Origin of the sequence: Streptosporangium nondiastaticum, assembly GCF_003011965.1 — a bacterium.
Classification (GTDB): domain Bacteria; phylum Actinomycetota; class Actinomycetes; order Streptomycetales; family Streptomycetaceae; genus Streptomyces; species Streptomyces nondiastaticus.
The window spans coordinates 1-25234 of the sequence record NZ_PXWG01000023.1; the positions used below are offsets into that span (position 1 = coordinate 1).

24 protein-coding genes, 1 tRNA gene and 1 pseudogene are annotated in these 25234 nt (G+C 72.2%); 5 read left to right on the forward strand and 21 right to left on the reverse strand.

Annotated features, from left to right (window positions below; genetic code table 11):
• The 6 genes and pseudogenes from B7P34_RS12305 to B7P34_RS12330 all read right to left on the reverse strand — a co-directional run.
• A pseudogene (locus B7P34_RS12305) lies at window positions 1–462 on the reverse strand (hypothetical protein); the annotation flags it as partial.
• 220 nt (window positions 463–682) lie between these two features.
• The gene (cbiE, locus tag B7P34_RS12310) at window positions 683–1933 is read right to left on the reverse strand and encodes a precorrin-6y C5,15-methyltransferase (decarboxylating) subunit CbiE (RefSeq protein ID WP_106675896.1); all 1251 of its coding nucleotides are present in this window, start codon (window positions 1931–1933) and stop codon (window positions 683–685) included.
• A 206-nt stretch (window positions 1934–2139) separates the two neighbouring features.
• A complete protein-coding gene (locus B7P34_RS12315) occupies window positions 2140–2781 on the reverse strand; it encodes a GNAT family N-acetyltransferase (RefSeq protein WP_106675951.1) in 642 nt (213 codons plus the stop codon).
• 175 nt (window positions 2782–2956) lie between these two features.
• Window positions 2957–3832 carry a MetQ/NlpA family ABC transporter substrate-binding protein gene (locus B7P34_RS12320; RefSeq protein ID WP_106675897.1) on the reverse strand — a complete coding sequence of 292 codons (876 nt, stop codon included), beginning with the start codon at window positions 3830–3832 and terminating at the stop codon, window positions 2957–2959.
• Between the two features lie 140 nt (window positions 3833–3972).
• Window positions 3973–4752, reverse strand: a complete 780-nt coding sequence (locus B7P34_RS12325; protein WP_106675898.1) for a methionine ABC transporter permease — start codon at window positions 4750–4752, stop codon at window positions 3973–3975.
• Window positions 4749–5798, reverse strand: coding sequence for a methionine ABC transporter ATP-binding protein (locus tag B7P34_RS12330; protein WP_189382718.1), 1050 nt, complete (start codon window positions 5796–5798; stop codon window positions 4749–4751). The genes B7P34_RS12325 and B7P34_RS12330 overlap by 4 nt, the downstream gene beginning before the upstream one ends.
• Window positions 5799–6425: 627 nt before the next feature.
• Here B7P34_RS12330 and B7P34_RS12335 point away from each other — a divergent pair.
• A complete protein-coding gene (locus tag B7P34_RS12335) occupies window positions 6426–6785 on the forward strand; it encodes a hypothetical protein (RefSeq protein WP_106675900.1) in 360 nt (119 codons plus the stop codon).
• 2 nt (window positions 6786–6787) lie between these two features.
• Window positions 6788–7216, forward strand: coding sequence for a hypothetical protein (locus tag B7P34_RS12340; RefSeq protein WP_223267778.1), 429 nt, complete (start codon window positions 6788–6790; stop codon window positions 7214–7216).
• Here the strand turns inward: B7P34_RS12340 and B7P34_RS12345 are convergent.
• From B7P34_RS12345 to B7P34_RS12355, 3 genes are all read right to left on the reverse strand, one after another.
• Window positions 7213–7755, reverse strand: a complete 543-nt coding sequence (locus B7P34_RS12345) for a GNAT family N-acetyltransferase (RefSeq protein ID WP_106675901.1) — start codon at window positions 7753–7755, stop codon at window positions 7213–7215. The genes B7P34_RS12340 and B7P34_RS12345 overlap by 4 nt on opposite strands.
• A 92-nt stretch (window positions 7756–7847) precedes the next feature.
• Entirely contained in the window at window positions 7848–8366 is a 519-nt protein-coding gene (locus B7P34_RS12350) for a sigma-70 family RNA polymerase sigma factor (protein WP_106675902.1), read from the reverse strand.
• Window positions 8367–8506: 140 nt separating this feature from the next.
• Complete coding sequence (locus B7P34_RS12355; protein WP_106675903.1) at window positions 8507–9688, reverse strand: glycerophosphodiester phosphodiesterase; 1182 nt, start codon at window positions 9686–9688, stop codon at window positions 8507–8509.
• A 229-nt stretch (window positions 9689–9917) separates the two neighbouring features.
• On the opposite strand from B7P34_RS12355, the gene B7P34_RS12360 reads away from it, so the two are divergent.
• Entirely contained in the window at window positions 9918–10595 is a 678-nt protein-coding gene (locus B7P34_RS12360; RefSeq protein WP_106675904.1) for a lysophospholipid acyltransferase family protein, read from the forward strand.
• Between the two features lie 66 nt (window positions 10596–10661).
• Here B7P34_RS12360 and B7P34_RS12365 read toward each other — a convergent pair whose 3' ends face one another.
• The 5 genes from B7P34_RS12365 to B7P34_RS12385 form a co-directional block, all read right to left on the reverse strand.
• Window positions 10662–11492 (reverse strand): alpha/beta fold hydrolase, encoded by an 831-nt coding sequence (locus tag B7P34_RS12365; RefSeq protein WP_106675905.1) that lies wholly within the window; start codon window positions 11490–11492, stop codon window positions 10662–10664.
• Window positions 11493–11761: 269 nt separating this feature from the next.
• Window positions 11762–13312 carry an MFS transporter gene (locus B7P34_RS12370; RefSeq protein ID WP_223267779.1) on the reverse strand — a complete coding sequence of 517 codons (1551 nt, stop codon included), beginning with the start codon at window positions 13310–13312 and terminating at the stop codon, window positions 11762–11764.
• The gene (locus tag B7P34_RS12375; protein ID WP_106675906.1) at window positions 13309–13875 is read right to left on the reverse strand and encodes a TetR/AcrR family transcriptional regulator; all 567 of its coding nucleotides are present in this window, start codon (window positions 13873–13875) and stop codon (window positions 13309–13311) included. The genes B7P34_RS12370 and B7P34_RS12375 overlap by 4 nt, the downstream gene beginning before the upstream one ends.
• Before the next feature lie 148 nt (window positions 13876–14023).
• Window positions 14024–15472, reverse strand: a complete 1449-nt coding sequence (gene argH, locus B7P34_RS12380; RefSeq protein ID WP_106675907.1) for an argininosuccinate lyase — start codon at window positions 15470–15472, stop codon at window positions 14024–14026.
• Window positions 15473–15560: 88 nt separating this feature from the next.
• Window positions 15561–16757 (reverse strand): argininosuccinate synthase, encoded by a 1197-nt coding sequence (locus B7P34_RS12385; RefSeq protein WP_106675908.1) that lies wholly within the window; start codon window positions 16755–16757, stop codon window positions 15561–15563.
• 202 nt (window positions 16758–16959) lie between these two features.
• On the opposite strand from B7P34_RS12385, the gene B7P34_RS12390 reads away from it, so the two are divergent.
• Window positions 16960–17036 (forward strand) — tRNA-Pro (locus tag B7P34_RS12390).
• A gap of 97 nt (window positions 17037–17133) precedes the next feature.
• Here B7P34_RS12390 and B7P34_RS12395 read toward each other — a convergent pair.
• The 7 genes from B7P34_RS12395 to B7P34_RS12425 all read right to left on the reverse strand — a co-directional run bounded on the left by B7P34_RS12395 (window position 17134) and on the right by B7P34_RS12425 (window position 24487).
• Window positions 17134–18336 carry an amidohydrolase family protein gene (locus B7P34_RS12395; protein WP_106675909.1) on the reverse strand — a complete coding sequence of 401 codons (1203 nt, stop codon included), beginning with the start codon at window positions 18334–18336 and terminating at the stop codon, window positions 17134–17136.
• Window positions 18337–18469: 133 nt separating this feature from the next.
• Window positions 18470–19012 carry an arginine repressor gene (locus tag B7P34_RS12400; protein WP_030365252.1) on the reverse strand — a complete coding sequence of 181 codons (543 nt, stop codon included), beginning with the start codon at window positions 19010–19012 and terminating at the stop codon, window positions 18470–18472.
• Between the two features lie 7 nt (window positions 19013–19019).
• Window positions 19020–20216 (reverse strand): acetylornithine transaminase, encoded by a 1197-nt coding sequence (locus B7P34_RS12405; protein WP_106675910.1) that lies wholly within the window; start codon window positions 20214–20216, stop codon window positions 19020–19022.
• Window positions 20213–21175, reverse strand: coding sequence for an acetylglutamate kinase (argB, locus tag B7P34_RS12410; RefSeq protein ID WP_106675911.1), 963 nt, complete (start codon window positions 21173–21175; stop codon window positions 20213–20215). The genes B7P34_RS12405 and argB overlap by 4 nt, the downstream gene beginning before the upstream one ends.
• On the reverse strand, window positions 21172–22323 hold the full coding sequence (gene argJ, locus B7P34_RS12415; protein ID WP_106675912.1) for a bifunctional glutamate N-acetyltransferase/amino-acid acetyltransferase ArgJ: 1152 nt from the start codon (window positions 22321–22323) through the stop codon (window positions 21172–21174). Before argJ ends, argB begins: the two co-directional genes overlap by 4 nt.
• Window positions 22324–22417: 94 nt before the next feature.
• A complete protein-coding gene (argC, locus tag B7P34_RS12420) occupies window positions 22418–23446 on the reverse strand; it encodes an N-acetyl-gamma-glutamyl-phosphate reductase (protein ID WP_106675913.1) in 1029 nt (342 codons plus the stop codon).
• 147 nt (window positions 23447–23593) lie between these two features.
• Window positions 23594–24487, reverse strand: coding sequence for an NADP-dependent oxidoreductase (locus B7P34_RS12425; protein ID WP_106675914.1), 894 nt, complete (start codon window positions 24485–24487; stop codon window positions 23594–23596).
• 70 nt (window positions 24488–24557) lie between these two features.
• Here B7P34_RS12425 and B7P34_RS12430 point away from each other — a divergent pair, with 70 nt between their 5' ends.
• Window positions 24558–25151: a TetR/AcrR family transcriptional regulator gene (locus B7P34_RS12430; RefSeq protein WP_106675915.1), complete on the forward strand. Its 594-nt coding sequence runs from the start codon at window positions 24558–24560 to the stop codon at window positions 25149–25151.
• Window positions 25152–25234 lie beyond the last annotated feature (83 nt).

The following is a 25234-nucleotide window of genomic DNA, read 5'->3' on the forward strand; positions in this document are numbered from 1 at the left end:
GACGGGCGGGCGGACCGGGGCGGGGGCCGGCGCGGCGGGGCCGCGGTCGGCGAGGGAGCGGACGACTCCGCTGGTGGGGTCGGGGACGGGCGGGCCCATGTGGAGGGGGCGGCGCGGCGCCGCGGGGGCGGCGGGCGGCTGGGCCGCGGCGGCGGCCGGGGGCGTGCGGACGTCGCCGTAGTCGACGGAGCCGGTGTCGCGCCCGCCGCTCTCGTGCGTGCCGCCCTGGACGGCCGGCTGTTCCATCCAGGCGCCCTGGGCGCCCGGCATCAGCAGGAGGTCGTCCTCGTCGGCGCCGTCCGCCTCCGTGCCGTCCCCGTGGTCGAGGAAGGTGAAGGCGGCGGGAGGCGCCGGGGCGCCGGGGTCGGCAGGGGCTACGGCTTCCGTGGGGAACGGGTGGCCGGGCAGCGCGCCTGCGTTCTCCGGCTGTCCCTCGCCCGGGAACTGGCCGGTGTCGGTCATGCGTACCCCTCGCCCATCGGTAGTGCTCCTTCCAACCGCTCACGCCCATAGTCAAGAACGAGCGTCCGTGCCTCGCGGCACGTTGTGCGTCGCCCGCCCCTACCTTGCCGTGCTCCCGCCAAGAGGAGGGTGCGTTCGGGACATTGGCGACTGTGGTGTCGGACACCGAGGGGGCGGTACAACGATCCGCCAGCCTACCCTCCGCCCGGCCCGGCAGGGGTCACAGGTGGGTGCGGCGTCCGCTCAGCAGGAAGGCGACGGAGCGTTCGCGCTCGGACCAGGCGGCGGTGTCGAGCTCCACGGCCTGGAGCAGGGTGCATTCGACGCCGTAGCCGCCTTCGGCGAGGGCGCGGCCGACGGCCTCGGCCTCGTCGCGGGTGGCGGCGTGGGCGACGATGCGCTCGGGGCGGCGGGCGGCGCAGGCCGCGACGACGGCGGGGCCTCCACCGCCGACGCGGACGACGTCGGGCTCGGGGAGGTCCTCCAGGACCTGGGGGGCGGCGCCGTGGACGACCTGGAGCTGGACGCCGTAGCGGCGGGCGACGGCCGTGGTGCGGGCGCAGGCGTCGGGGTCCCGGTCGACGGCGATGACGGCGGCGCCGAAGCGGGCGGCCTCGACGGCGGCGGCGCCGCAGCCGGAGCCGATGTCCCAGACGAGGTCGCCGACGCGGGGGCCGAGGCGGGCGAGCTGGGCGGCGCGCAGTTCGGTGGCCTCGCCCTCGCCGAGGTCGCTGCCGTAGGCGTCGGCGGGCAAGGCCCAGCCGCGGACGGCCGGGGGGTAGCCGGGGTCGCGGCCGGCGATCCAGCCGCCGCCGGCGCGGGGCCGGGTGGCGCCCCAGCCGGGGACGGCGACGGGGCCGGCGCTGCCGCTGCCGCCGATGACGATGACGACGTTGGGGTCGCGCCAGTGGTGGTCGGGGGCCTTGTCGGAGGTGAGGACCGTGACTTGTTCGCGCTCGGTGCCGAGTTCCTCGCAGATGACGAAGGTGCGGTGGACGTCGCCGAGGAGGAGGGCGAGTTCGGCGGGGCCGGCGCCGGGCGAGGTGAGGACGGCGACCTTGGGGTGGGCGCGGCAGACGTTGACGGCGCGGCGCAGGTCGCGGCTGTGGGCGGCGACGACCTGGGCGTCGTCCCAGGGCATGCCGGCGCGGGCGAAGGCGGCGGCGACGGCGGAGACGGCGGGCACGACCTCGACCTCCAGCCCGTGCTGGGGGGCGCGCAGGGTGCGGACGACGCCGAAGAAGCCGGGGTCGCCGTCGGCGAGGACGACGGCGGAGCCGCGGTGGCCGGCGATGCGGCGGGCGGCGAGGTCGACGCTGCCGAGGCGGACGCGCTCGGCGGCGGGCGGCACTTCGGGGAGCGCGAGGTGGTGGGCGGCGCCGGCCACGAGGGTGGCGGCGGCCAGGGCGGAGCGGGCCGCGTCCGTGAGTGGTGAGCCGTCCCACCCGATCACCGTGACCCGGTCGGCCATCGTCGTCATTCTCCTGGGCTTGTGGGCGGGTCTGCGGTGGGTGCCCGTCGGCGGGCAGGGTGAGCGTACCCCGTGTTGGTCCGGACCTTCCGGCTCCGCTTTTCGTGCCGGGGGTGGGACCCGGCCGGCCGGGGCGTCGGGGACAGCCGAGGACAGGGGCGTCGGGAGCGGGGGCGTCCGTGGCCCGGGCGTCAAGAGCCGGGGTGTCAGGACCAGTCGCGGAAGGCCGCGGCGTACCCGGGGTCGCCGGCGGGCTGCTCACGGAGCTCGTCGAGGTCCTCGGGGAGGAGGCTCCAGATGATGAGGTCGGAGCGGAGCTCGGTCCAGCCCCCGTCCTCGGTGCGGCCGCGTCCTATCCAGGCGTTGCGCAGCACTCCCTCGCTGATGCAGCCGATCTTCTGCGCGACCTGCTGGGAGGCCGTGTTGTCGGCGGCGGTGCGCAGCTCCAGGCGCTCGAACTTCTGGTCGTTGAAGAGCCACTCGGCCACCGCGAGGACGGATTCGCAGGCGTAGCCCTCACCGCGGGCCCAGGGGGCGACGACGTAGCCGACCTCGGCGGAGAGGGCGCGCCAGTCGGTGTGGTGGAGGTGGACGCAGCCGACGAGGCGGTGGGTGAGGAACTCGGTGACCGCAAAGACGATTCCGCGCCCGGAGGTGCGCTCGGCAGGGGCCTCGCGCAGGGCCCAGTCACGGGCGTCGGCCGTGGTGTAGGGGTGGGGGACGGAGGTCCAGGCGGTGACGAGCTCGTCGCCCATCATCTCGGCGAGCGCGGGCACGTCCTGGGCCTCGAACGGGCGCAGCACGAGCCGGTCCGTACTGATGGAGATGTCCGGGAAGGTGGATGTCATGTGCTGCTCCAACGCCGGGGAAGTGGGCTTGAGGACGGGGCGGTCCGGGCTCGGGTGCACCAGCATGCAGCATCGATGCGTGCGTGCGCCAAGCGCGTAGGCCCCGCGCACGTCGTCGCGTGCGCGGGGCCTGGGGCCACAGGGGCGGTTGTGGTGACGGGAGGGGTGACCGGGGTCAGCTCTTCACCGCGCCGAAGGCGGGCAGAACGGCGCCGTTGCTGAACTTCTCCTCGATGAACTTCTTCACCTCGTCGGAGTTCAGGAGCTTGGCGAGCTTCTGGACGCGCGGGTCGGCCTCGTTGCCCTTCTTCACGGCGAGGAAGTTGGCGTAGGGGTTGCCGTCGGCCTTCTCCAGGGCGATGGCGTCCTTGGCCGGGTTGAGCTTGTGGCCGATGGCGAAGTTGCCGTTGATGACGGCGGCGTCGACGTCGGCGAGGCGGGAGGGGATCTGGGCGGCCTCGAGCTCGGTGAACTTCACGCCCTTGTCGTCCTTGATGTCGGACAGCTTGGCGGCGGCGCCGACGCCGTCCTTGAGGACGATGACGCCGTTGTCGGCCAGCAGCTTCAGGGCGCGGCCCTCGTTGGTGGCGTCGTTGGGCACGGCGATGGTCGCGCCGCTGCCGAGGTCGCCGGCCTTCTTTACCTTTTCGGAGTACAGACCGAGCGGCTCGATCTCGACGTTGACGACCGGGACGATGTCGGTCTTGTTCTTCTTGTTGAAGTCGTCGAGGTACGGCTTGTGCTGGAAGAAGTTGGCGTCGACCTCGCCGTTCTGCGTGGCGGTGTTGGGGAGCACGTAGTCGTTGAACTCCTTCACCTCCAGCTTCAGGCCGGCCTTCTCCGCGAGGTGGTCGCGGACGAAGTTGAGGATGTCGCCGTGCGGGGTCGGGCTGGCGGCGACGACGAGCTTGGCGGCCGGGTCGGCGTCCTTGCCCTTCTTCGACGAGCTGCCGGACGAGGAGGTGTCGGACGGAGCGCTGCACGCGCTCAGGCCGAGGGTGAGTGCGGCGGCGGCCGCGACGGCGGCGGTGAGCTTGACGGTGGTACGCACGAAGAGTGCCCCTCTTTCTGGTTTTCCTGGGTTCACGAGGTGTTGCGCCCGGCAAAGGGTCCGGGCTCGTGGTGCTGCGGTGAGGGGCGAAGAGCCCCTCGGTGCCAGGCCTGATCAGCTCCGATCAGGAAGTCTTGGGTTCAGGAGGACTTGACGGCCTCCGGCGCCTCGGCCTGGGCCGGGACGGTCGCGACGGGCTTCGCCGCCGCGGGGCGCGCGGGGGCGAACAGACGGCGCAGCCCCACGGGGGCCGCCTGCCGTCCGCCGCGCCGGGCGAGGGTCCGCACGGCGAGGTCGCCGGCGAGCTGGACGAGGGTGACGATGACGATGAGCAGCACGATGGTGATGTTCATCAGGCCGGTCTCGGAGCGCTGGTAGCCGTAGACGATGGCCAGGTTGCCCAGGCCGCCGCCGCCGACCGCGCCGGCCATCGCGGAGTAGCCGATGAGGGCGATGACGGTGGTGGTCAGGCCCGCGATGACGGAGGGCAGGGCCTGCGGGAGCAGCACCTTGAAGATCACGGTCCAGGTGCCGCCGCCCATGGACTGGACGGCTTCGACGAGGCCGTGGTCGACCTCGCGGAGCGCGGTCTCCACCAGCCGGGCGAAGAACGGGATCGCGCCGATGGCCAGGGCCACGACGGCCGCGCTGGGCCCGATGGAGGTGCCGACCACGAAGCGGCTGAAGGGGATCAGCCACACCATGAGGACGATGAAGGGCAGCGAGCGGCCGAGGTTGACGACCACCCCGACGGCCTTGTTGACCACGACGTTCTGCAGCAGGCCGCCGCGGTCGGTGAGGACCAGCAGGATGCCCAGCGGCAGGCCGCCGAGGATGGTGTAGACGGTGGACCACCACACCATGAAGAGGGTGTCCAGACACGCGTTCTGCAGCAGGGGCTGCATCTCGGCCCAGGTCACTTGGCACCATCCTTCAGGAGCGCGTCGGCCGGAGCCGGATTCTGCACATCGGCCACGTCCACCTGGAGGCCCTGCTCGCGCAGGAAGCCGATGGGGACGACGTTCTCCTCGAAGCGGCCGGGCAGCTCGATGCGCATCCGGCCGACCTGCTTGCCGCAGACGGTGTCCATCGCGGCGCCCAGGATCGAGATGTCGATGTTGTACGTACGGGAGAGCTGGGAGATGACCGGCTGGGTCGCGGCGTCGCCGTGGAAGGTGACGTCCACGACGGTGCGGTCCGGGCCGGAGGGCTCGCCGCCGACCGGGAAGAGCTCGGCGGCGAGCTCCGAGCCGGGGGTGGCCAGGAGTTCGGAGACGGTGCCGGACTCCACGACGCGGCCGCCCTTCATCAGGGCCGCGGAGTCGCAGATCGTCTTGACGACCTCCATCTCGTGGGTGATGAGGAGGACGGTCAGGCCGAGCTGCTGGTTGAGGTCGCGCAGCAGCTGCAGGATGGAGCGGGTGGTCTCCGGGTCGAGCGCGGAGGTCGACTCGTCGGAGAGCAGCACCTTGGGGTCGCCGGCGAGGGCGCGGGCGATGCCCACGCGCTGCTTCTGGCCGCCGGAGAGCTGGCCGGGGTAGGCCTTGGCCTTGTCGGCGAGGCCTACGAGGTCGAGGAGTTCGAGGGCCTTGCGCTCGCGCTCCTTGCCGGAGACGCCGAGGATCTCCAGGGGCAGCTCGATGTTGGACTGCACGGTCCGCGAGGACAGCAGGTTGAAGTGCTGGAAGACCATGCCGATGCGGCTGCGCGCCTTGCGGAGCTCGGCTCCGGCGCGGTTGCCGCGCCCGGCGAGGGCGGTGAGGTCCTGGCCCGCCACGGTGACCGTGCCGGAGCTGGGCCGCTCCAGGAGGTTGACGCAGCGGATGAGGGTCGACTTTCCGGCGCCGCTCTGACCGACGACGCCGTACACCTCACCCTCCCGCACGTGGAGGTCGACGCCGTCGAGGGCGGTGACCTCGCGGCCGCGTGAGCGGTAGACCTTTGTCAGGCCCGTAGTGGTGATCACAGGGGTTTCCGTCACTGTCGAGTGCGCGGCGTGTGAGGCGGCCGGGCACGGGCATTCATTGCGGAGCGCGGCATAGGGTGCCCCGGCGGGCGCGAGCGGGGTCGCGGCTTCGGGGGATCCTGGTGACGCGGGGCGAGCCTTCCGGTCCGGTCCGGCGGGACGCGGTACGCGGGCTCTACGGGTCTCGCTTCGGGGCGCGAGGCACGGAACGGGGGCCCTCAGCAGTCACACATTCGACACATGCGGCGAGCAGCGCCGGGCGTCGTCATCGCCTCGGTCGCACAGGTGCGGCTGCTCGTCGTGGTCATGCAGGAAGTAAAACAGACAGGCGTGCGACTCGGCCAAGCCTGTCCGAATAGCGGACAGGGAAGGTCAATACATGGACACGCCACACTTCCGTAAGTGATCTTCAGGCCATTAGGCCACCACCGGTGACCTGCACGGACGCTCCCCCGGGTCATCCGCGGCGGGTCCGCTCCACCACGCGGCGCGATCTCCGGTGTGGTCAAGGCCACGGGCCGGCGGCGCCCGGCGCGGGGCCGAGCGCGGTCCCCCGGGGGCGGGCCATTAAAGTCGTCCCATGCTTGTCCAGCCCCATCCGCACGCCCCGGCAGCGCGGTGGCCACGGTGATCGACGCACTGACGCTCGCGGTCGGCGTGACCGCCCTCGCGCTCGCCGCCTGGTGCGGCTTCGCCTTCTCCCGCGACCAGTCCACCAAGGACTGGCACTTCATCGGCATGGCCGTGGTGTCCGTCCTGGCGATCGTCCAGCTCGTCATCGGCGTGGTGCGGCTGGCCGGCGGCGACAAGCCCGAGCAGGGCACCGCCATCTTCCTGGCCTATCTGATCGGCTCGGCCGCGGCCGTACCCGCCGCGGGCTTCATGTCCCTCGCCGAGCGCACCCGCTGGGGCTCGGCCACCGTGGCGGCCGGCGGCGTCATCCTCGCCGTGCTCGAAGTGCGGCTCTACGACATCTGGGGAGGCTGACCGTGACCGAACCGACCACCCCCGCCAAGGCGGGCTTCAACCTCGGCGAGGGCCCGGGCCGGCTGCTGGTGTGGCTCTACGGCGTCTTCACCGTCGCCGCGGCCTCCCGCTCGATCGTCCAGATGATCCTCGACTTCGGCCGGGCGCCCCTGGCCTACGTGCTGTCCGCCGTCGCCGCCGTGGTGTACGCCTTCATCACGTACTCCCTCGTCCGCGGCGGCCCCGCGGCCCGCAAGGCGGCCCTCGTGTGCTGTGCCGCCGAGCTCGCCGGCGTCCTCGTCGTCGGCACGTGGACGCTCGTCGCGCCGTCCGCCTTCCCCGACGCCACGGTCTGGTCGGACTACGGGATGGGCTACCTCTTCATCCCGGTCATCCTCCCGGTGACCGCGATGGTGTGGCTGCGCCGCGCGGCGCAGCCACAGGCCGGCTAGACGCTCGTCGCGAGGGCCGCCTCGGCGGCGTTCTCGCGCACCCCGGGCGCCGTCTCCTGCTGCTCCTTCAGGCCCTTCTCCATCGTCACCAGCGTCAGCTTGCGCGTGACCTGCTCGGTGGCGACCTGCGCGTACCCCCACTTGCGGTACAGGCGCAGGGTCCCCTCGTTGCGGTGCCCGGTCGCGAGCCGGAAGCGGGTGGCGCCCTCCGCCGCGAGCCGGGACTCGACCGCGGCCAGCAGCCGCCCGCCCAGGCCGTGCCGCTGCATGCGGGGGTGCACGATCATCCCGGAGATCACCGCCGCGCCCTCCGGCCCGGCCGCGCCGCGCACCGAGCCGACGACCTCGTCGCCCAGCCTGGCCACCAGCACGCAGCCCGCCGCCAGTTCGGCGCGGAGCTCGGCGAGGGTCTGGGTGAGCGGTGCGATGGAGTAGTCGCCGTAGAGCTCGGCCTCGCCCTGGTAACAGAGGTACTGGAGCTTGAGGATCTGCTCGGCGTCGTGATCGGTCGCCGCAGAGATGGTCACGCTCATGCCCATGTGCCCACGCCTCCCCTTGTGGGTTCGGTCCGCCCTGATCCGCACTGACAGGAGCCGTCGCGGGTGCACGCCGCCTCCGTGGCGCCGGTTGTCTACCGCTCCTTTCCCCAGGGTTCAGGAGCCGCAACCTCCGCCGTCAGCATTCTGCGCAGGCATCCCAGGCAACGGGAACGTACCGGCCCCAAAGATCCTTGTGACATTCCCAACTCGCCTGCGATTTCTCGGTAGGTCGGGTCCTTCCGGGACAGCAGGGCCGCCAGCAGGCGGGGGCACCGGCCGGGCAGGCGGCGCACGGCGGCGCGCAGCGCGCGGCCCTCTTCGGCGGCGAGCACCTGCTGTTCGACGCCCGCGTCGGGGGCGCACGGCGGCTCGCCGTGGGTGGGGTCGTAGAGCACCTCGCGCCGGGCGCGGCGGCGGGCGGCACGGGCTTCCGCCCTGACGGTCGCCCGCAGCCGGGCCGCGGAGACGATGGTGCGGCTGTCACTGAGCAGCCGCACCCAGACGCCCTGCTCGAGGTCGGCGGCGTCGGTCCCGGCGACCGCGGCCGCCTCGGCGGCGCACTCCGCTTTGAGCAGCGGGCTCAGCCGGGTCAGGAGTTCGCTCTGCGTCATGCGAGGCGGGACGTGTGCGCTTGCCGCGCCGGTTGCCGGTGTCGCGGGTTATCACCCGTCCGGGTGGCGGACCCGGTTCCGGCTGCGCCGTGCCCGACGGGCCTGCCCGGCGATGCCGGGCAGGCCCGGGCCCGTACGCGTCAGGCCTTGCGGAACGCGTCCCGCGCCAGCACCGCCGTGTCGCAGTTGTCCGAGAAGATGCCGTCGATCCCGGTCGCGAAGTACGTCTTGAACGCCGCGAGCGCGTCGCCGTACGCGTTGGGGTCGGTGCCGCGCCGGAAGTCCGCCGGCAGGAAGCTGTTCTCGTTGCGCATGGTGTACGGGTGCAGGATCAGCCCCGCGGCGTGCGCGTCCCGCACCAGCGTCGTCGGCTTGGTCAGCTTGTCGTTCTTGTCCCGCGGGATGATGAGGTTCAGCCACGGGCCGATGCCCTGGGCGAAGCCGGAGACCCACTTCAGGCCCGCGGGCGTGATGAGGTCGGCGACCTTCCGCGGGTCCTTGGCCTCGACGAAGTCCCACGGCTGCGTCGTGAGGTCGTCCAGCAGGAGCACCTTCGGGCAGTCGACGCCCAGCCGGCCCAGCCGCTGGAGGCTGCTCGGCTCGAAGGACTGCAGGAAGGTGTAGCCGTTGCGGCCCGAGCGGTTGTAGCGGCGCAGCAGCTTGGCGAGCCGCTCCTCCAGGCCGAGGCCGGCCTTGCGGAAGTACGTGGGGTGCTTGGTCTCGACGTGCAGCCATATGCGCCGGCCGCGCTTGCGGCCCTGCTCGTCGGCCCACTTCAGGACCTCTTCGAAGGTGGGCACCTGCCACACGCCGTCGTAGAGGGTGTTGTGCTGCCGGTTGCCGGGGATGCGCTCCTTGGCGCGCAGCGTCTTGAGCTCGGCGAGCGTGAAGTCCTCGGTGAACCAGCCGGTGTGGGCCTCGCCGTCGACGGTCTTCGTCGTCTTGCGGGAGGCGAACTCCGGGCGGGAGGCGACGTCGGTCGTGGCGGTGATGTCGTTCTCGTGGCGGCAGACGAGGTGCCCGTCCTTGGTGGGGACGACGTCCTGCTCGATGACGTCCGCGCCGTTGTCGAGGGCGAACTGGTAGGAGCCGAGGGTGTGCTCGGGGCGGTAGCCGCAGGCGCCCCGGTGGCCGATGACGGTGGGCACGGGCAGGTCCTTGTACGAACCGCCGCCCGTGCCGCCGCCGCGGCCCTGTGCCACCGGGGCGGCGGTCGCGGCCGCCGCCGTGCCCGCTCCGCCGCCGAGGACGACCGCTCCCGCGCCGAGGGCCGCGGCGGCCCCCAGAAGGGTGCGCCTGCCCGGCCGCTGCTCCTGATCCATGAACGCTCCTTGCTTGCGGTCCCGGCGCCGGTCGGGCACCTGTCGGACGCGCAGATCGTAAACACGTACGACTTCCGTCTGTGAAGACGGAAGACAAACGGCGTGCAAACTCATGTCAACACTCCGTATCGCGTCCCCCTACCCGGGGTGCGCGTGGGCCATACCGGCGAGTATGGTCAGCCCCTGCGCAGGCATGCGCCGCACCGACCATCACGACCGGAGGGCCCCGTTGTCCCGCATCTTGCTCAAGGCGTTCCTCGGATTGCTCATGCGCGTCCTGTACCGCCCCAAGGTGGAGGGCACGGAGAACATCCCCGGCAGCGGACCGGTCATCCTCGCGGGCAGCCACGTGACCTTCGTCGACTCGCTGTTCCTGGCGCTGGTGGTCAAGCGCCAGGTGTTCTTCATCGGCAAGGACGAGTACGTCACGGGCAAGGGGATCAAGGGCCGGCTCATGGCCTGGTTCTTCCGCAGCTCCGGCATGATCCCGGTGGACCGCGACGGCGGCCACGGCGGTGTCGCGGCGCTGATGACCGGCCGCCGGATCCTCGACGAGGGCCGGGTCTTCGGCATCTACCCCGAGGGCACCCGCTCCCCCGACGGCCGGCTCTACCGCGGCCGCACCGGCATCGCCCGCCTCGCGCTGATGACGGGCGCGCCGGTGGTGCCGTTCGCGATGGTCGGCATGGACAAGGTCCAGCCGGGCGGCAAGGGCATGCTGCACCTCGCCCCGGTCACGGTGCGCTTCGGCGAGCCGCTGGACTTCTCCCGCTACGAGGGCATGGACCGCGACCGGTACATCCTGCGCGCCGTCACCGACGAGGTGATGAGCGAGGTCATGAGCCTGTCGGGCCAGGAGTACGTCGACGTCTACGCGACCAAGGCCAGGGCCTCGAAGGCCGCCTGACGTCACGTCACATCCACTCTTCCCGGCCCTGCCCGGGCCGGCCGCTCCGGCCGGCCCGGGCTTCGGCTATCCCAGGCTGATGCAGGTGGGCTGGAAGGCCGGGTCGGCCGGGCCCTTGCGCCCCAGCGCGTTGAGGACCCACTGGGCGACGACCGGGTCCTTGGTGGCCTGGTCGTGCATGAACGGGTCGAGCTTGCACTTGTCCTGCAGCACGACGTTGGTGACGCGCTCGGCCGGGCCGTTCAGCAGGGCGCTGGTGTAGGGGACGACGACCTCGTCGTAGCGCGTGGAGATGACCGTGTAGTCCGGGCCGGCCGGCGCCTCCTCGCCCGCGTTGAGCTTCTTCATGAAGTCCGAGCCCCACTGCTGGTCGACGCAGGACGGGCAGATCGTCCAGCCGGCCGCGACGGCCAGCGGGTTCTTCGTGCCGTGGTTGGAGGGGACGATGCCGACGAGGTCGTCGACCTTGTCCGCGCCGCCCAGGAACTTCACGTAGTAGCGCGGCATCATGCCGCCCTGGCTGTGACCGACGAGGTCGACCTTCTTCGCACCCGTGGCGCCCCGCACGGCCTCCACGAAGTCGCGCAGCTCCGCCGCCGCCTGCGGGATGGGGGCGGTCTCCATGTTGCCGTAGTTGAAGGCGAAGACGCAGTAGCCCGCCTCCTTCAGCTTCGGGGAGAGCGCGGACCAGTTCTCGGCCATGAGCTTGAAGGTGCCGTTGACCAGCACGACGGGCTCGGGGTGGGCCGAATCCGGCTTGCAGGACCAGTCGTTGGCGCCCTTCGGCGGGATGTCCAGGACGGAGGCGGAGGCCGGGGAGGCGGCGAGGCCCGTCAGGCCCAGGGCCGCGGTGGCCGCGGCGGCGAGCAGGAGTCTGACCGTTCTGCGGAGGCGCATGAGGGGGGTGTCCTTTGGCAACGGGACGGCGGAAAACCGCTGTCGTAAACCGAACCACGTTCGACAATGTCGACCAGTGGTCGTGATCGTTGCCCGGGCGTAAGGATCCAGTCAAGAGAAATTGTTTCCGGCATATGTCACACAGGCCGGGGCTTGCCGCCCCGGCCTGTCGTGCGCTTTGCTCATGTGAGCCGCGCCCGGCTCAATCCGGCGAACGCGGTTCCGTTTGCCGTACCCGCGCGGCGGATCCGCCGTGCCCGCGGGCCGGATCAGCCGCCGTAGCCCTCCTCCAGCTTCTGGCCGCGGAGCAGGAACCACGCCGCGGCGGCCGTCGCCAGCAGCACCACGGCGCCGACGCCGGAGGCGATCCGCAGGCCCTCGACGAAGGCGTCCTGAGCGGAGACGAGCAGGTCCGAGCCCTGATCGGGCGGCAGGGCCGCGGCCGACTCGACGGCACCGCCGAGGGACTCCCGGGCCTCGTCGGCGGCCGTCGCGGGCACGCCCGCCGGGACGGTGAAGTCCCGGTAGACGCCGGTGACGATCGAGCCGAGCAACGCGATGCCGAGCGCGGCACCGAGCTCGTACGCCGTCTCCGAGACGGCCGAGGCGGCGCCCGCCTGTTCCTTGGGCACGCTGGAGAGGATCACGTCGGCCGTGACGGTGAAGGAGAAGCCCGCACCGACGCCCACGACCAGCAGGGTCGCGCCGAGGACCGGGTAGGCGGTGTCGGACTGCAGCCAGACGAGCGCCGCGAGGGCGACGCCGATGGCCGCGAGCCCGCCGGTCACCACCGAGCGCACCGAGAACCGCCGTGCGGCCCGCCCCGCGAGCAGTCCCGCGGTGACCGCGCCGATCGCGGCCGGCAGTTCGGCCAGGCCCGCCTCCAGCGGGCTGCGCCCCTGGACGAGCTGGAGGAACTGCGACAGGAAGAAGACCATGCCGGACAGGCCGAGGACGGTCAGCAGGTCGGCCAGCACCGCGCCGGAGAAGCCCCGGTGGTGGAAGAGGCGCATGTCCAGCAGCGGCGAGGGCAGCGTGAGCTGGCGGCGGACGAACCACACCAGCGCGAGGACTCCGACGGCGGCCGCCGCGGCGACGTCCCAGCGCAGGCCGTGCGTCGCCCCCTCCTTGATCGCGTAGACGACGGCGATGACGCCGGTCATGGAGAGCACCACGCTGAGCAGGTCCCACGGGCCGGGCGACGGGTCACGGGACTCGGGCAGCAGCTTGATGCCGACGAGCACCAGCACGGCCATCACCGGCAGGTTGATCAGGAAGACCGAGCCCCACCAGAAGTGGCCCAGCAGGAAGCCGCCCACGACCGGGCCCACCGCGGCGCCCGCCGAGGCCATGGCGCCCCAGATGCCGATGGCCAGGCTGCGTTCCTTGGGGTCGTGGAAGATGTTGCGGATCAGGGCGAGCGTGGACGGCATCAGCGTCGCGCCCGCGACGCCCAGCAGGGCCCGGGCCGCGATCATCATCTCGGGGCTGGTGGCGTAGGCGTTCAGCACGGAGACCGCGCCGAAGGCCACCGCGCCGGTCAGCAGGAGCTTCTTGCGGCCGATGCGGTCGCCGAGGCTGCCCATGGAGACCAGGAGTCCGGCGATGACGAACGAGTAGACGTCGCCGATCCACAGCAGCTGGGTGCCGGACGGGCGCAGGTCCTCGCTGAGGAAGGGCGTCGCGAGACCGAGGACGGTCGCGTCGACGGCCACGAGGAGGACGGCCAGGGCGAGGACGGCGAGCGCGAGCCAGCGTCCGGGACGGGATGTCTCGGCGGGCGCCCGCTCGGTCAGCGGGCCGCCGGTGGTTCCGGTCACCGTTTCATCCTCCGCTCGGTCTCGGCCCTTCGCTCGGCGCCGCCCAGGAGCAGTTCGGCGACCATGCGGGGCATGTCCTTGGCGGCCACGCGCCGGTCCTGGACGGCCCAGGCGCCGGTGCCGATCAGGCCGTAGAGGGCCTCGGTGAGCCAGGCGGGCGTGAGGTCGAGCCGGAAGGAGCCGTCCTCCTGGCCGCGACTGAAGAGCCGCTGGACGCGGGTGTCGAGCCGGTTCCAGCCCTCGTTGGTGCCGTTCTCGTAGAGCTGGTTCTCGGTGAAGAGGAAGGCGAGCATGCCGGCGACGGGCTCGACCTCGTCGATCAGGCGGCGGACGGCGCCGGCCGCGTCGCCCTCCTCGATCCGGGCCGCGTCCAGGGCCTGCTCGAACTGCTGGATGCCCAGCTCCTCCAGGGCGCGCACGAGCGCGTCGCGCCCGGCGAAGTGGCGGTGGAGGGTGGCGCGGCCGATCCCCGCGGCCTTGGCGATCTCGTCCATGGAGGCGGTCGCCTTGCGGGTGAGCAGGGCGGCGGCCTCCCTCAGCACATGGTCCCGGTCAACACTCATGAGACGACGATAACCCGAATGAGACGTGGATGTCTCACTCGGGTTATCGTCGTCTCAGATCGAGGATCGAGCCGGGAGGCAGGGGCCGCCGGGCCGCCGCAGGCGTCAGGGTCCGTAAGGCGTCACGGGCCGTAGGGCGTCACGGGCCTCAGCCGCGCACGGCCTCCGCCCACTCCCGCTGGACCGCGAGGTCCGCCTTGACCTCGCCGAGCTGGACCGCGACCGCGGACGGCGCGGTGCCGCCCCGCCCGCTGCGCGAGGCCAGCGCGCCGGGCACGCTCAGGACCGAGCGGACCTCGGGCGTCAGGTGCGGGGAGATCGCGGCGAAGTCCTCGTCGGTGAGCCCGTCGAGCTCGATGCCCCGCGACTCGCACTCCTTGACGCACTCCCCCGCCACCTCGTGCGCCACACGGAACGGCACGCCCTGCTTGACCAGCCACTCGGCGATGTCGGTGGCCAGCGAGAAACCGGCGGGGGCCAGCTCCTCCATCCGGGCGCGGTTGACCGTGAGGGTCGCCATCATCCCGGTGAAGGCCGGGAGCAGGACCTCCAGCTGGTCGCAGGAGTCGAAGACCGGCTCCTTGTCCTCCTGCAGGTCGCGGTTGTAGGCGAGCGGCAGGGCCTTGAGCGTGGCGAGCAGGCCGGTGAGGTTGCCGATGAGCCGCCCGGACTTGCCGCGCGCCAGCTCGGCGATGTCCGGGTTCTTCTTCTGCGGCATGATCGACGAGCCGGTGGAGAAGGCGTCGTGGAGGGTCACGAAGGAGAACTCCTTCGTGTTCCAGATGATGACCTCCTCGGCGATGCGCGACAGGTCGACGCCGATCATGGCCGTGACGAAGGCGAACTCGGCGACGAAGTCCCGCGAGGCCGTCCCGTCGATGGAGTTGCCCGCGGAGCCGCGCTCGAAGCCGAGGTCGGCGGCGACCGCCTCCGGGTCCAGCCCCAGGGAGGACCCGGCGAGCGCGCCCGAGCCGTACGGCGAGACCGCCGTGCGCTCGTCCCACTGCCGCAGCCGCTCCGCGTCCCGCGACAGCGCCTGGACGTGTGCGAGCACGTGGTGGGCGAAGAGCACCGGCTGGGCGTGCTGCAGGTGCGTCCGGCCCGGCATGGCGACGTCCGCGTGCGCCTCGGCGAGGCCGACGAGCGCCTCCTGGAGGTCGGCGATCAGCCCGCCGATGATCCGGGCGTGGTCGCGCAGGTACATCCGGAAGAGCGTGGCGACCTGGTCGTTGCGGGACCGCCCGGCGCGCAGCTTGCCGCCGAGGTCGGGGCCGAGCCGCTCCAGCAGGCCGCGCTCCAGGGCGGTGTGCACGTCCTCGTCGGCGACGGTGCCGGTGAAGGTGCCGGCGGCGACGTCGGCTTCCAGCAGCCCGAGGCCGTCGATCATCCGCTGCAGCTCGTCGTCCGTGAGCAGCCCGGCCTTGTGCAGCACGCGGGCGTGCGCGCGGGAGCCGGCGATGTCGTAGGGGGCGAGCCGCCAGTCGAAGTGGACGGAGGCGGACAGCTTGGCGAGGGCCTCGGCGGGCCCGTCGGCGAACCGGCCGCCCCAGAGACGTACGTCGCCGCCTGCGGGCTGGCTCTGCGGACCCGTGGTCATCGTGCTGCTCCTCTGCGTGGCGCGGTGCTGGGGCCTCCCCGGCCGCGGCGGGCCGGGGAGGCGGAGGGACGTCGGGACGGGCCGCGGGTCAGACGGCCAGGTCGCGCTTCGCGGCGATCTTCGAGGACAGGCCGAAGATCTCGATGAAGCCCTTCGACATCGACTGGTCGAACGTGTCGCCCGTGTCGTACGTGGCGAGGTTGAAGTCGTAGAGCGACTTCTGGGACCGCCGGCCGTTGACGACGGCCCGGCCGCCGTGCAGCGTCATCCGGATGTCGCCGGAGACGTGCTCGTTGGCCTCGGCGATGAAGCCGTCCAGGGCCCGCTTGAGCGGGGAGAACCACAGGCCGTCGTAGACGAGCTCGGCCCACCGCTGCTCGACCTGCCGCTTGTACCGGGCGAGCTCGCGCTCGACCGTGACGGCCTCCAGCTCCTGGTGGGCGGTGATCAGCGCGATGGCGCCGGGAGCCTCGTAGATCTCCCGGGACTTGATGCCCACGAGCCGGTCCTCGACCATGTCGAGCCGGCCGACGCCCTGCGCGCCGGCCCGCTCGTTGAGCTGCTGGATGGCCTGCAGCACGGAGACGGGCTTGCCGTCGATGGCGACCGGGACGCCCTGCTCGAAGGTGATGATCACCTCGTCGGCCTCCCGGGGGGTGGCCGGGTTGGCGGTGTAGTCGTAGACGTCCTCGATCGGGGCGTTCCAGATGTCCTCCAGGAAGCCGGTCTCGACGGCCCGGCCGAAGACGTTCTGGTCGATGGAGTACGGCGACTTCTTGGTGGTGGCGATCGGCAGGCCCTTGGCCTCGCAGAAGGCGATGGCCTTGTCCCGCGTCATCGCGTAGTCCCGGACGGGGGCGATGCACTTCAGCTCGGGGGCGAGGGAGGAGATGCCGGCCTCGAACCGCACCTGGTCGTTGCCCTTGCCGGTGCAGCCGTGGGCGACGGTGGTCGCGCCGTGCTTCTTCGCGGCGGCCACGAGGTGCTTGACGATCGTGGGCCGGGAGAGGGCGGAGACCAGCGGGTACCGGTCCATGTAGAGGGCGTTGGCCTTGATCGCCGGGAGGCAGTACTCATCGGCGAACTCGTCCTTGGCGTCGGCGACCTCCGCCTCCACCGCACCGCAGGCGAGCGCGCGCTTGCGGATGACGTCCAGGTCCTCGCCGCCCTGGCCGACGTCCACGGCAACGGCGATGACCTCGGCGCCCGTCTCCTCGGCGATCCAGCCGATGGCGACGGAGGTGTCCAGGCCGCCGGAGTAGGCGAGTACGACGCGCTCGGTCACGGGTTTCTCCTTACGATGCATTCGCTGATGGGTATAACTATGCACTCCACCGTATGGTTCGTCAATGCTCCATGCGGATTGCTTTCCGTGACGAGACGGTCACGCAGACGAGGTGGTGACCCCCGAATTTGGATCACGCCGCCAAACAGGATATTTTCTTTCTGCACGCCCCACCGGGAAGAAACCCGGGAGGGACGAGCACCGGGACGTGGCGCAGCTTGGTAGCGCACTTGACTGGGGGTCAAGGGGTCGTGGGTTCAAATCCCGCCGTCCCGACCAGCGAACATCGCAGGTCGGAAGCCGTTTCCTCGCACAGCGAGGGAACGGCTTCCGTCGTTTCCGGGCCCGTGAGGGGTGATGCGCGCGGCCGGGCCGGCTACGGCAGGGGAACGCGCGTTCCTTCGCGGAAGACCGCGGTCACCGCGTGGACGGCCGTGATGTCGGCGAGCGGGTCCCCGGCCACGGCCACGAGGTCCGCGTCGAAGCCGGGGGCGATACAGCCCTTGCGGCAGGCGACGCCGCAGGCGCGGGCCGCGGCCGAGGTGGCCGCGCGGAGCGCCTCCAGCGGGGTGAAGCCCGTCTCCACCATGGCGGCGATGCTGTAGGGGTGGCTGCCGTGGGCCTTGGCCGGGAAGATTCCCGAGTCGCTCCCGCACACCACCGCTACTCCCGCCTCCCGCATCGCGGCCAGCCCGGCGACCAGGCCGGGGATGCGGCGGGCGATCCGCGGCGGGGGCGGCGGGCCGCCGGGCAGGGAGCCCAGGGTGAGGGAGGCGACCACGCCCAGGCGGACCATGTCGTCGAGCACCCGCCGGTCGTAGTCCACGCCGGGGTCGGTCTCGTCGCTCTCGTCGGTGATCTCGGTGACGAAGAAGCAGTGCTCGACCATGTCGAACCCGGCGGCGACCGCGTCGGCGATGCCGGCGGCGGAGTGCGCGTGCGCCGTGATCGGCAGGCCGTGCCGGTGCGCCTCGCGCACGGCGGCGAGCAGCTCGGCGTGGCCGTACTGCACGTGGAAGGGGTCGGAGCCGGGGGTGAGGTCGCCGCCGGTGACCATCACTTTTACGACGTCCACGCCGCGCCCGGCCCGTTCGCGGACGGCGGCCCGGATCCCGTCGACGCCCTCGGCCCGCCCGCCGAGGAACCAGCAGTGGCCGCGGGCGGTCGTCAGGGGCGGGCCGGAGGCGAGCACGGTGGGCCCGGCCGTGGGGTCCTTGGCGGTCTCGTCCCGGATCCGCAGCGCCAGATACCCCCGGTCCCCGAGGTCGCGCACGGTCGTCACGCCCGCGGCGAGGGTCGCGCGGGCCGCGGCCCGCATGCGGCCCTGCAGTTCGTCGTCGCCGGCGGCCCGCAGCCGGCCGACGGCGTCCTCGCTCGCGTCGAAGGCGAGGTGGACGTGGGTGTCCACGAACCCGGGCAGCAGCGTCGCCCGCCCCAGGTCCACGAGCCGGGCCTCCGCGGGAACGTTCCCACCGGGCACCACGCCGGTGATCCGCCCGCCTTCCACCAGCACCGCGGGCCGCTCGACGGTCCCCGGGCCTATCCCGTCGAAGAGCTTCGCCGCGCGGATCGCCAGCATGTGTCCTCCCTCGCCCCATGCCTGCTGTTGGGCCGGTGTTCACGAGGCCGACGCCCTGCGCCCCTCGTCATCCTGCCCACACCGGTGGCGAGTTCACGCCCGCGGAGGCCCGCGGGCGCGTTCGGACGGGCCGTCAGCGCTCCTTCTGAGCCAGCCTCAGGAGGTGGTCCGCGAGCGCCTGGCCGCCCTTGGGGTCACGGCTGATGAGCATCACCGTGTCGTCGCCCGCGATCGTGCCGATGATCTCGTGGACGCCCGCCTGGTCGATCGCCGAGGCGAAGAACTGGGCGGCGCCCGGCGGGGTGCGCAGGACGACGAGGTTCGCGGACGCCTCCGCCGAGATCAGCAGTTCGCCCGCGAGGCGGGCCATGCGGGCCTCGGTCGCGGACTCGCCGAGCGGGGCCCGGGGGGTGCGGTCGCCGCCCTCGGAGGGGACGGCGTAGATGAGCTCGCCCCCGGTGTTGCGGATCTTGACCGCGCCCAGTTCGTCGAGGTCGCGGGAGAGCGTCGCCTGGGTGACGGACAGGCCGTCGTCGGCGAGCAGCTTGGCGAGCTGGCTCTGCGACCGGACCGCCTGCCGGCCGAGGATGTCCACGATCCGGCGGTGGCGGGCGGTACGGGTCTGCGGTACGGCCTGTCCGCCGTGGAACGGCTCCGGCTCCTGCGCCTGGGTCATCGTCTCGTCAGTCTCCGCTTCGTCGTTCCCCGGGAGCAGCGGCGTCCAGGACACCCGGCAGTGCCCGGAGGAACGTTTCCACCTCATCTTCGGTGATGACCAGCGGTGGGGCCAAACGCACCACGTCGGGTGCGACCGCGTTCACCAGAAGGCCGGCGTCCTGTGCTGCCTGCTGCACCTTCGGTGCAAGGGGCTCGGAAAGGACAATACCCAGCAGCAGGCCCGCGCCACGGACGCGGTCGACGAGGGGGTGGCCGAGCGCAGCGATCCCGTCACGCAGCCGCTCCCCCGCCGCCGTCACGCGGGCGAGGATCCCCTCGCTCTCCAGGGTGTCGACGACGGCCAGGGCGGCGGCGCACGCGACGAGGTTCCCGCCGAAGGTGGAGCCGTGCTGACCGGGTGTCAGCAGGTCGGCCGCCGGACCGAAGGCGAGGGTGGCGCCGATGGGCAGGCCGCCGCCGAGGCCCTTGGCGAGGGTGACGACGTCGGGCTCGACGCCCTGTGCTTGATGCTCGAACCAGTGGCCCGTACGGCCGATACCTGTCTGGATCTCGTCCAGGACGAGGAGGGTGCCGGTGGCGCGGGTGATCTCGCGGGCGGCGGCCAGGTAGCCGGGGGGCGGGACGATGACGCCGCCCTCGCCCTGGACGGGTTCCAGCACGACGAGCGCGGTGTCGGTGGTGACGGCAGCCCGGAGCGCCTCCTCGTCCCCGTAGGGGACGTGGGTGACGCCGGCGGGGAGCGGCAGGAAGGGGTCCTGCTTGGCGGGCTGGCCGGTGAGGGCGAGCGCGCCCATCGTGCGGCCGTGGAAGCCGCCGGTGGCGGCGACCATGCGGGACCGCCCCGTCCGCCGTCCGATCTTGAAGGCCGCCTCGACGGCCTCCGCGCCCGAGTTGGCGAAGTACACGCGCCCCGGCCGGCCCGCGAGACCGAGCAGCCGCTCGGCGAGGGCGACGGTCGGCTCGGCGGTGAAGAGGTTGGAGACGTGGCCCAGGGTGGCGATCTGGTCCGACACGGCCCGGACGACCGCCGGGTGGGCGTGGCCGAGGGCGTTGACGGCGATGCCGCCGACGAGATCGAGGTACGCCTTGCCGTCGGCGTCCCAGACCGTGCTGCCCTCGCCGCGGAGCAGGGGGATGCGCGGGGTGCCGTAGTTGTCCATCAGGGCGCCCTGCCAGCGCCGGGTGAGTTCCGTGTTGCTCACTGCTTCCCCTCCGGTCCGCTCACCGCTTCGTCGGGCACGACCATCGTGCCTATCCCCTCGTCCGTGAAGATCTCCAGCAGGATCGAGTGCTGGACCCTGCCGTCTATCACACGGGCCGTGGTGACGCCGTTGCGCACGGCGTGCAGGCAGCCCTGCATCTTGGGCACCATGCCGCTCGCCAGGTCCGGGAGCAGCTCCTCCAGTTCGCTCGCGGTGAGCCGGCTGATGACCTCGTCGCTGTGCGGCCAGTCCTCGTAGAGGCCCTCGACGTCGGTGAGGACCATGAGCGTCTCGGCGCCGAGGGCCGCGGCGAGGGCGGCGGCCGCGGTGTCGGCGTTGACGTTGAACACCCCGTGGGCGTCGGCGTCGTCGGCGCTGCGGGCGACGGAGGAGATGACGGGGATCCGCCCGTCGTCGAGCAGGGCCTGGACGGCGCCGGTGTCGATGGCGGTGATCTCGCCGACGCGGCCGATGTCGACGCGCTCGCCGCCTATCTCGGCGTAGTGCTTGGTGGCGGTCATGGTGTGGGCGTCCTCGCCCGTCATCCCGACGGCGAGCGGGCCGTGCTCGTTGAGCAGCCCGACGAGTTCGCGCTGCACCTGCCCGGCGAGGACCATGCGGACGACGTCCATGGCCTCGGGCGTGGTGACGCGCAGGCCGGCCTTGAACTCCGAGGTGAGGCCCATCCGGTCGAGCTGGGCGCTGATCTGCGGGCCGCCGCCGTGCACGACGACGGGGCGCAGCCCGGCGTGGTGGAGGAAGACGACGTCCTGGGCGAAGGCGGCCTTGAGCTCGTCGTCGACCATGGCGTTGCCGCCGAACTTGATGACGACGGTCTTGCCGTGGTGCCGCGTCAGCCAGGGCAGCGCCTCGATGAGGATGCGGGCCTTGGGGAGGGCGGTGTGCTTGCGGGTCGTGCCCGCGGTGTCGGGGGTGTCCGTGCTGTCCGTGGTCGTCATGAGGAGTACGCGCTGTTCTCGTGGACGTAGTCGGCGGTGAGGTCGTTGGCCCAGATGACGGCGGTCTCGGAGCCCTCGGCGAGGTCGGCGGTGATGCGGACCTCCCGGTAGCGCATGTCGACGAGGTCGCGGTCGTCGCCGACGGAGCCGTTGCGGCAGACCCACACACCGTTGATGGCCACATTGAGCTTGTCGGGGTCGAAGGCCGCGGACGTGGTGCCGATCGCGGACAGCACACGGCCCCAGTTCGGGTCCTCACCGTGCAGGGCGCACTTGAGGAGGTTGTTACGGGCGATGGAGCGCCCGACCTCGACCGCGTCGTCCTCGCTGGCGGCGTTGATCACCTCGATCCGGATGTCCTTGCTCGCCCCCTCGGCATCACCGATCAGCTGACGCGCCAGGTCGTCGCACACCTCCCGCACCGCCTCCGCGAAAACCTCCAGGCCGGGGGTGATGCCGGAGGCGCCGGAGGCCAGCAGCAGGACCGTGTCGTTGGTGGACATGCAGCCGTCGGAGTCCACTCGGTCGAACGTCGTCCGGGTGGCGGCGCGCAGTGCGCTGTCGAGGCCCGCGGTGTCGATGTCGGCGTCGGTGGTCAGGACGACGAGCATGGTGGCCAGGCCCGGGGCGAGCATGCCCGCACCCTTGGCCATCCCGCCCACCGTCCACCCGTCGCCCTGGACGACGGCGGTCTTGTGGACGGTGTCGGTCGTCTTGATCGCGATGGCCGCCTTCTCCCCGCCGTGCGCGGAGAGCCCGGCCGCGGCCTTCTCAATGCCGGGAAGCAGCTTGTCCATCGGCAACCGCACCCCGATCAGACCCGTGGAAGCGATCGCGATCTCCCCGGCACTGTGCCCCAGCACCTCCGCCGCCTTCTCCGCGGTCGCGTGCGTGTCCTGGAAACCCTCGGGACCGGTGCAGGCGTTGGCGCCACCGGAGTTGAGGACGACGGCGGAGATCTGCCCGCCCTTGACGACCTGCTGGGACCAGAGCACCGGCGCGGCCTTGACGCGGTTGGCGGTGAAGACGCCCGCAGCGGCCAGACGCGGCCCCTGGTTGACCACGAGGGCCAGGTCGGGGTTGCCGTTCTCCTTGATCCCGGCGGCGATGCCCGCCGCCGTGAAGCCCTGTGCTGCCGTGACGCTCACTGCATCTCCTCTTTCGCCCGCTCGCTCATCGTGTTCTCGGCCGTGTCGCACGGGACCAGCCGTGCCAGGAGGGTCGCGAGGACCCGGCGGACGCTCACGGCGCCACCCCCGTGACCGCCAGCCCCAGGTCCTCGGGGAGCCCGAGGGCGATGTTCATGCTCTGCACCGCACCCCCCGCGGTGCCCTTGGTGAGGTTGTCGATCGCACTCACCACGACGATCCGCCCGGCCGCCTCGTCCAGCGCCACCTGCAGCAGCGCGGCGTTCGACCCGTACACCGCGGCAGTGGCCGGCCACTGCCCCTCGGGAAGCAGGTGGACGAAGGGCTCGTCCGCGTACGCCTTCTCGTACGCGCTCCGCAGGCCCTCCGCGGTGACGCCGGGGCGGGCCTTGGCGCTGCACGTGGCGAGGATGCCGCGGGACATCGGGGCGAGGGTGGGGGTGAAGGAGACCGTCACGCGCTCCCCCGCCGCCGCGGAGAGGTTCTGGATCATCTCCGGGGTGTGCCGGTGGCCGCCGCCCACGCCGTACGGGCTCATGGAGCCCATGACCTCGGAGCCCAGCAGGTGCGGCTTGGCCGCCTTGCCCGCGCCCGACGTCCCCGACGCGGCCACGACCACTGCCTCCGGCTCGGCCAGCCCCGCCCCATAGGCCGGCGCCAGCGCCAAGGACACCGCGGTCGGGTAGCACCCGGGCACGGCGATCCGCCGCGCGCCCTTCAACGCCTCCCGCCCACCCGGCAACTCAGGCAGACCGTACGGCCACGTCCCCGCATGCGCCGACCCGTAGAACCGCTCCCACTCCCCCGCGTCCTTCAACCGGAAGTCCGCACCACAGTCCACCACCAGCGTGCCCTCACCCAACTCAGCAGCCACCGCCGCCGACTGACCGTGCGGCAACGCCAGGAACACCACGTCATGCCCGGCGAGGACATCGGCTGTCGTGGCTTCCAGCACGCGCCCGGCCAGCGGCAGCAGGTGCGGCTGCACGGCGCCGAGCCTCTGGCCCGCGTTGCTGTTCGCGGTGAGGGCCCCGATCCGTACGCCGGGGTGCGCGAGGAGCAGGCGCAGCACTTCGCCGCCCGCGTATCCGCTCGCTCCTGCCACTGCCACACGTACTGCCATCGGGCCCCTCCTGGTCGATGGCATGACTATACGAATGAATGAAGATTTATGCAATGGTGCGGTGGGAGATCCTTTGCCGGCGGGATCGCCGGGAGGAACGCGGCGCGGGGCACGAGGGCGCCGCCGGGCGTGCGGCGCAGGAGTCGGTCAGACGATGATGACGCGGCGCCCGCGCGTGTGACCGGCCCGGCTGTCGGCGTGCGCCGCCGCGGCATCGGCCAGCGCGTACGCCTTCTCGACCGGGATGTGGAGCCTTCCCCGCGAGATGAGGCGCGCGGCCTCGGCGAGCGCGTCCGGCACGCTCCCGGCCACTCCGGAGAACCGGACACCGAGCTCCGGCGCACCGAGATCGGCGATGGAGACGACCTTCTGCGGGCTCCCGGTCAGACCGACGAGTTCGCGGATCACGCCCGAGCCGGCCAGATCGAGGGCCGCGTCGACACGGCCGAGCCGCCGCACCCGCTCGACCCAGCCCTCGCCGTACGTCGTGGCGAGGGCGCCCAGGCTGCGCAGGTAGTCCTGGTTCGCGGCCCCGGCCGTGCCGATCACCGTGATGCCGCGGTCGCGGGCGATCTGCAGCACGGCCGAGCCGACTCCCCCGGACGCGCCGCTGACCAGCAGCGTCTGCCCGGACCGCACGCCGACCTCGCGGATGATGCGCAGCGCGGTCTCCACCACGGAGGGGTACCCGGCCGCCTCGTCGAACGTCAGGCCCTCGGGCATGCGGGCCCAGGCCGACAGCACGGCGAACTCGGCATAGGTGCTGGAGCCTTCGCCGAACACGTGGTCACCGACCTCGACGCCTTCGACGCCCTCGCCGACCTCGTCCACCACACCGGCGGCGTCCAGCCCGACTCCGGAGGGCAGCTCGATCGGATGGGCGCCCAGCTTCTGGCCTTCACGAATCCTCCAGTCGACGGGGTTCACGCCCGCCGCCCGCACGGCGATGCGTATGCGGCCGGGGCCCGCGTGGGGCTCTTCGGCGTCTATGAGGCGCAGGACGTCGGGACCGCCGAATTCGGCGAAGCTCACCTTCTTCATGCGGCCGAACTTAACACTAACGGTTAGGGTTTTGAACACGTTATGGATTTGTACCTGATAGCGTGAGCGTATGACCGTGCCGACCGGACGCCGCGAACGCAAGAAGGCCGCGACCCGCCGGAAGATCGCCGACACCGCCCTGCGGCTCTTCCTGGAACGCGGATACGACGCGGTGGGCATCCGTGACGTGGCCGCCGAGGCCGACGTGGCCGTCACGACGCTCTTCTCCCACTTCGCCTCGAAAGAGGCCCTGGTGTTCGAGCAGGACGACGACTTCCTGCAGCGCCTCATCCAGGCGGTCACCGGTCGCGCGCCGCACGAACCGCTCATCCCCGCGCTGCGCCACGCGATCCAGGCACTGGTGCGGCACTGCGCGGCGGACGGCGCCGCCCCGGTCCGGCGCATGATCGGCGCGTCACCCGCCCTGCGGGAGTACGAGGAGTCGATGATGCTGCGCCATGCGGAGTCGCTGGCGGCGGCCATCGCCACGGATTCCGGGCCGGCGCGGACCGCGACGGCCTGCCGGACGATCGCGAGGTTCGTGGTCGACGCCTATGCGCTGGCCCTCGCGGCGGCCGATCCGGAGGCCGCGGTGGACGAGATCTTCCCGATGATCGAGGCGGCATGGGAGGTCACCGGCCCTGCTGCGGGCGGTCGCGGGTGAGCCGGGGCACGGCCGGAAACGAAACCGCCCCGGCCGGGCACGAGGCCGGCCGGGGCGGAACGGTGCGGCGTGCGCCGCGGGCG

What these genes read in the sequence shown, in the direction of transcription:
- B7P34_RS12425 (WP_106675914.1), bottom strand. Translation starts at nt 24,487, where the DNA reads ATGAAGAAGGTGAGCTTCGCCGAATTCGGCGGTCCCGACGTCCTGCGC.
- B7P34_RS12400 (WP_030365252.1), bottom strand. Translation starts at nt 19,012, where the DNA reads ATGACCCAGGCGCAGGAGCCGGAGCCGTTCCACGGCGGACAGGCCGTA.
- argB (WP_106675911.1), bottom strand. Translation starts at nt 21,175, where the DNA reads ATGACGACCACGGACAGCACGGACACCCCCGACACCGCGGGCACGACC.
- B7P34_RS12315 (WP_106675951.1), bottom strand. Translation starts at nt 2,781, where the DNA reads ATGACATCCACCTTCCCGGACATCTCCATCAGTACGGACCGGCTCGTG.
- B7P34_RS12375 (WP_106675906.1), bottom strand. Translation starts at nt 13,875, where the DNA reads ATGAGTGTTGACCGGGACCATGTGCTGAGGGAGGCCGCCGCCCTGCTC.
- B7P34_RS12350 (WP_106675902.1), bottom strand. Translation starts at nt 8,366, where the DNA reads ATGACGCAGAGCGAACTCCTGACCCGGCTGAGCCCGCTGCTCAAAGCG.
- B7P34_RS12345 (WP_106675901.1), bottom strand. Translation starts at nt 7,755, where the DNA reads ATGGGCATGAGCGTGACCATCTCTGCGGCGACCGATCACGACGCCGAG.
- cbiE (WP_106675896.1), bottom strand. Translation starts at nt 1,933, where the DNA reads ATGGCCGACCGGGTCACGGTGATCGGGTGGGACGGCTCACCACTCACG.
- B7P34_RS12355 (WP_106675903.1), bottom strand. Translation starts at nt 9,688, where the DNA reads ATGGATCAGGAGCAGCGGCCGGGCAGGCGCACCCTTCTGGGGGCCGCC.
- B7P34_RS12430 (WP_106675915.1), top strand. Translation starts at nt 24,558, where the DNA reads ATGACCGTGCCGACCGGACGCCGCGAACGCAAGAAGGCCGCGACCCGC.
- B7P34_RS12365 (WP_106675905.1), bottom strand. Translation starts at nt 11,492, where the DNA reads ATGCGCCTCCGCAGAACGGTCAGACTCCTGCTCGCCGCCGCGGCCACC.
- argC (WP_106675913.1), bottom strand. Translation starts at nt 23,446, where the DNA reads ATGGCAGTACGTGTGGCAGTGGCAGGAGCGAGCGGATACGCGGGCGGC.
- argH (WP_106675907.1), bottom strand. Translation starts at nt 15,472, where the DNA reads ATGACCACGGGTCCGCAGAGCCAGCCCGCAGGCGGCGACGTACGTCTC.
- B7P34_RS12395 (WP_106675909.1), bottom strand. Translation starts at nt 18,336, where the DNA reads ATGCTGGCGATCCGCGCGGCGAAGCTCTTCGACGGGATAGGCCCGGGG.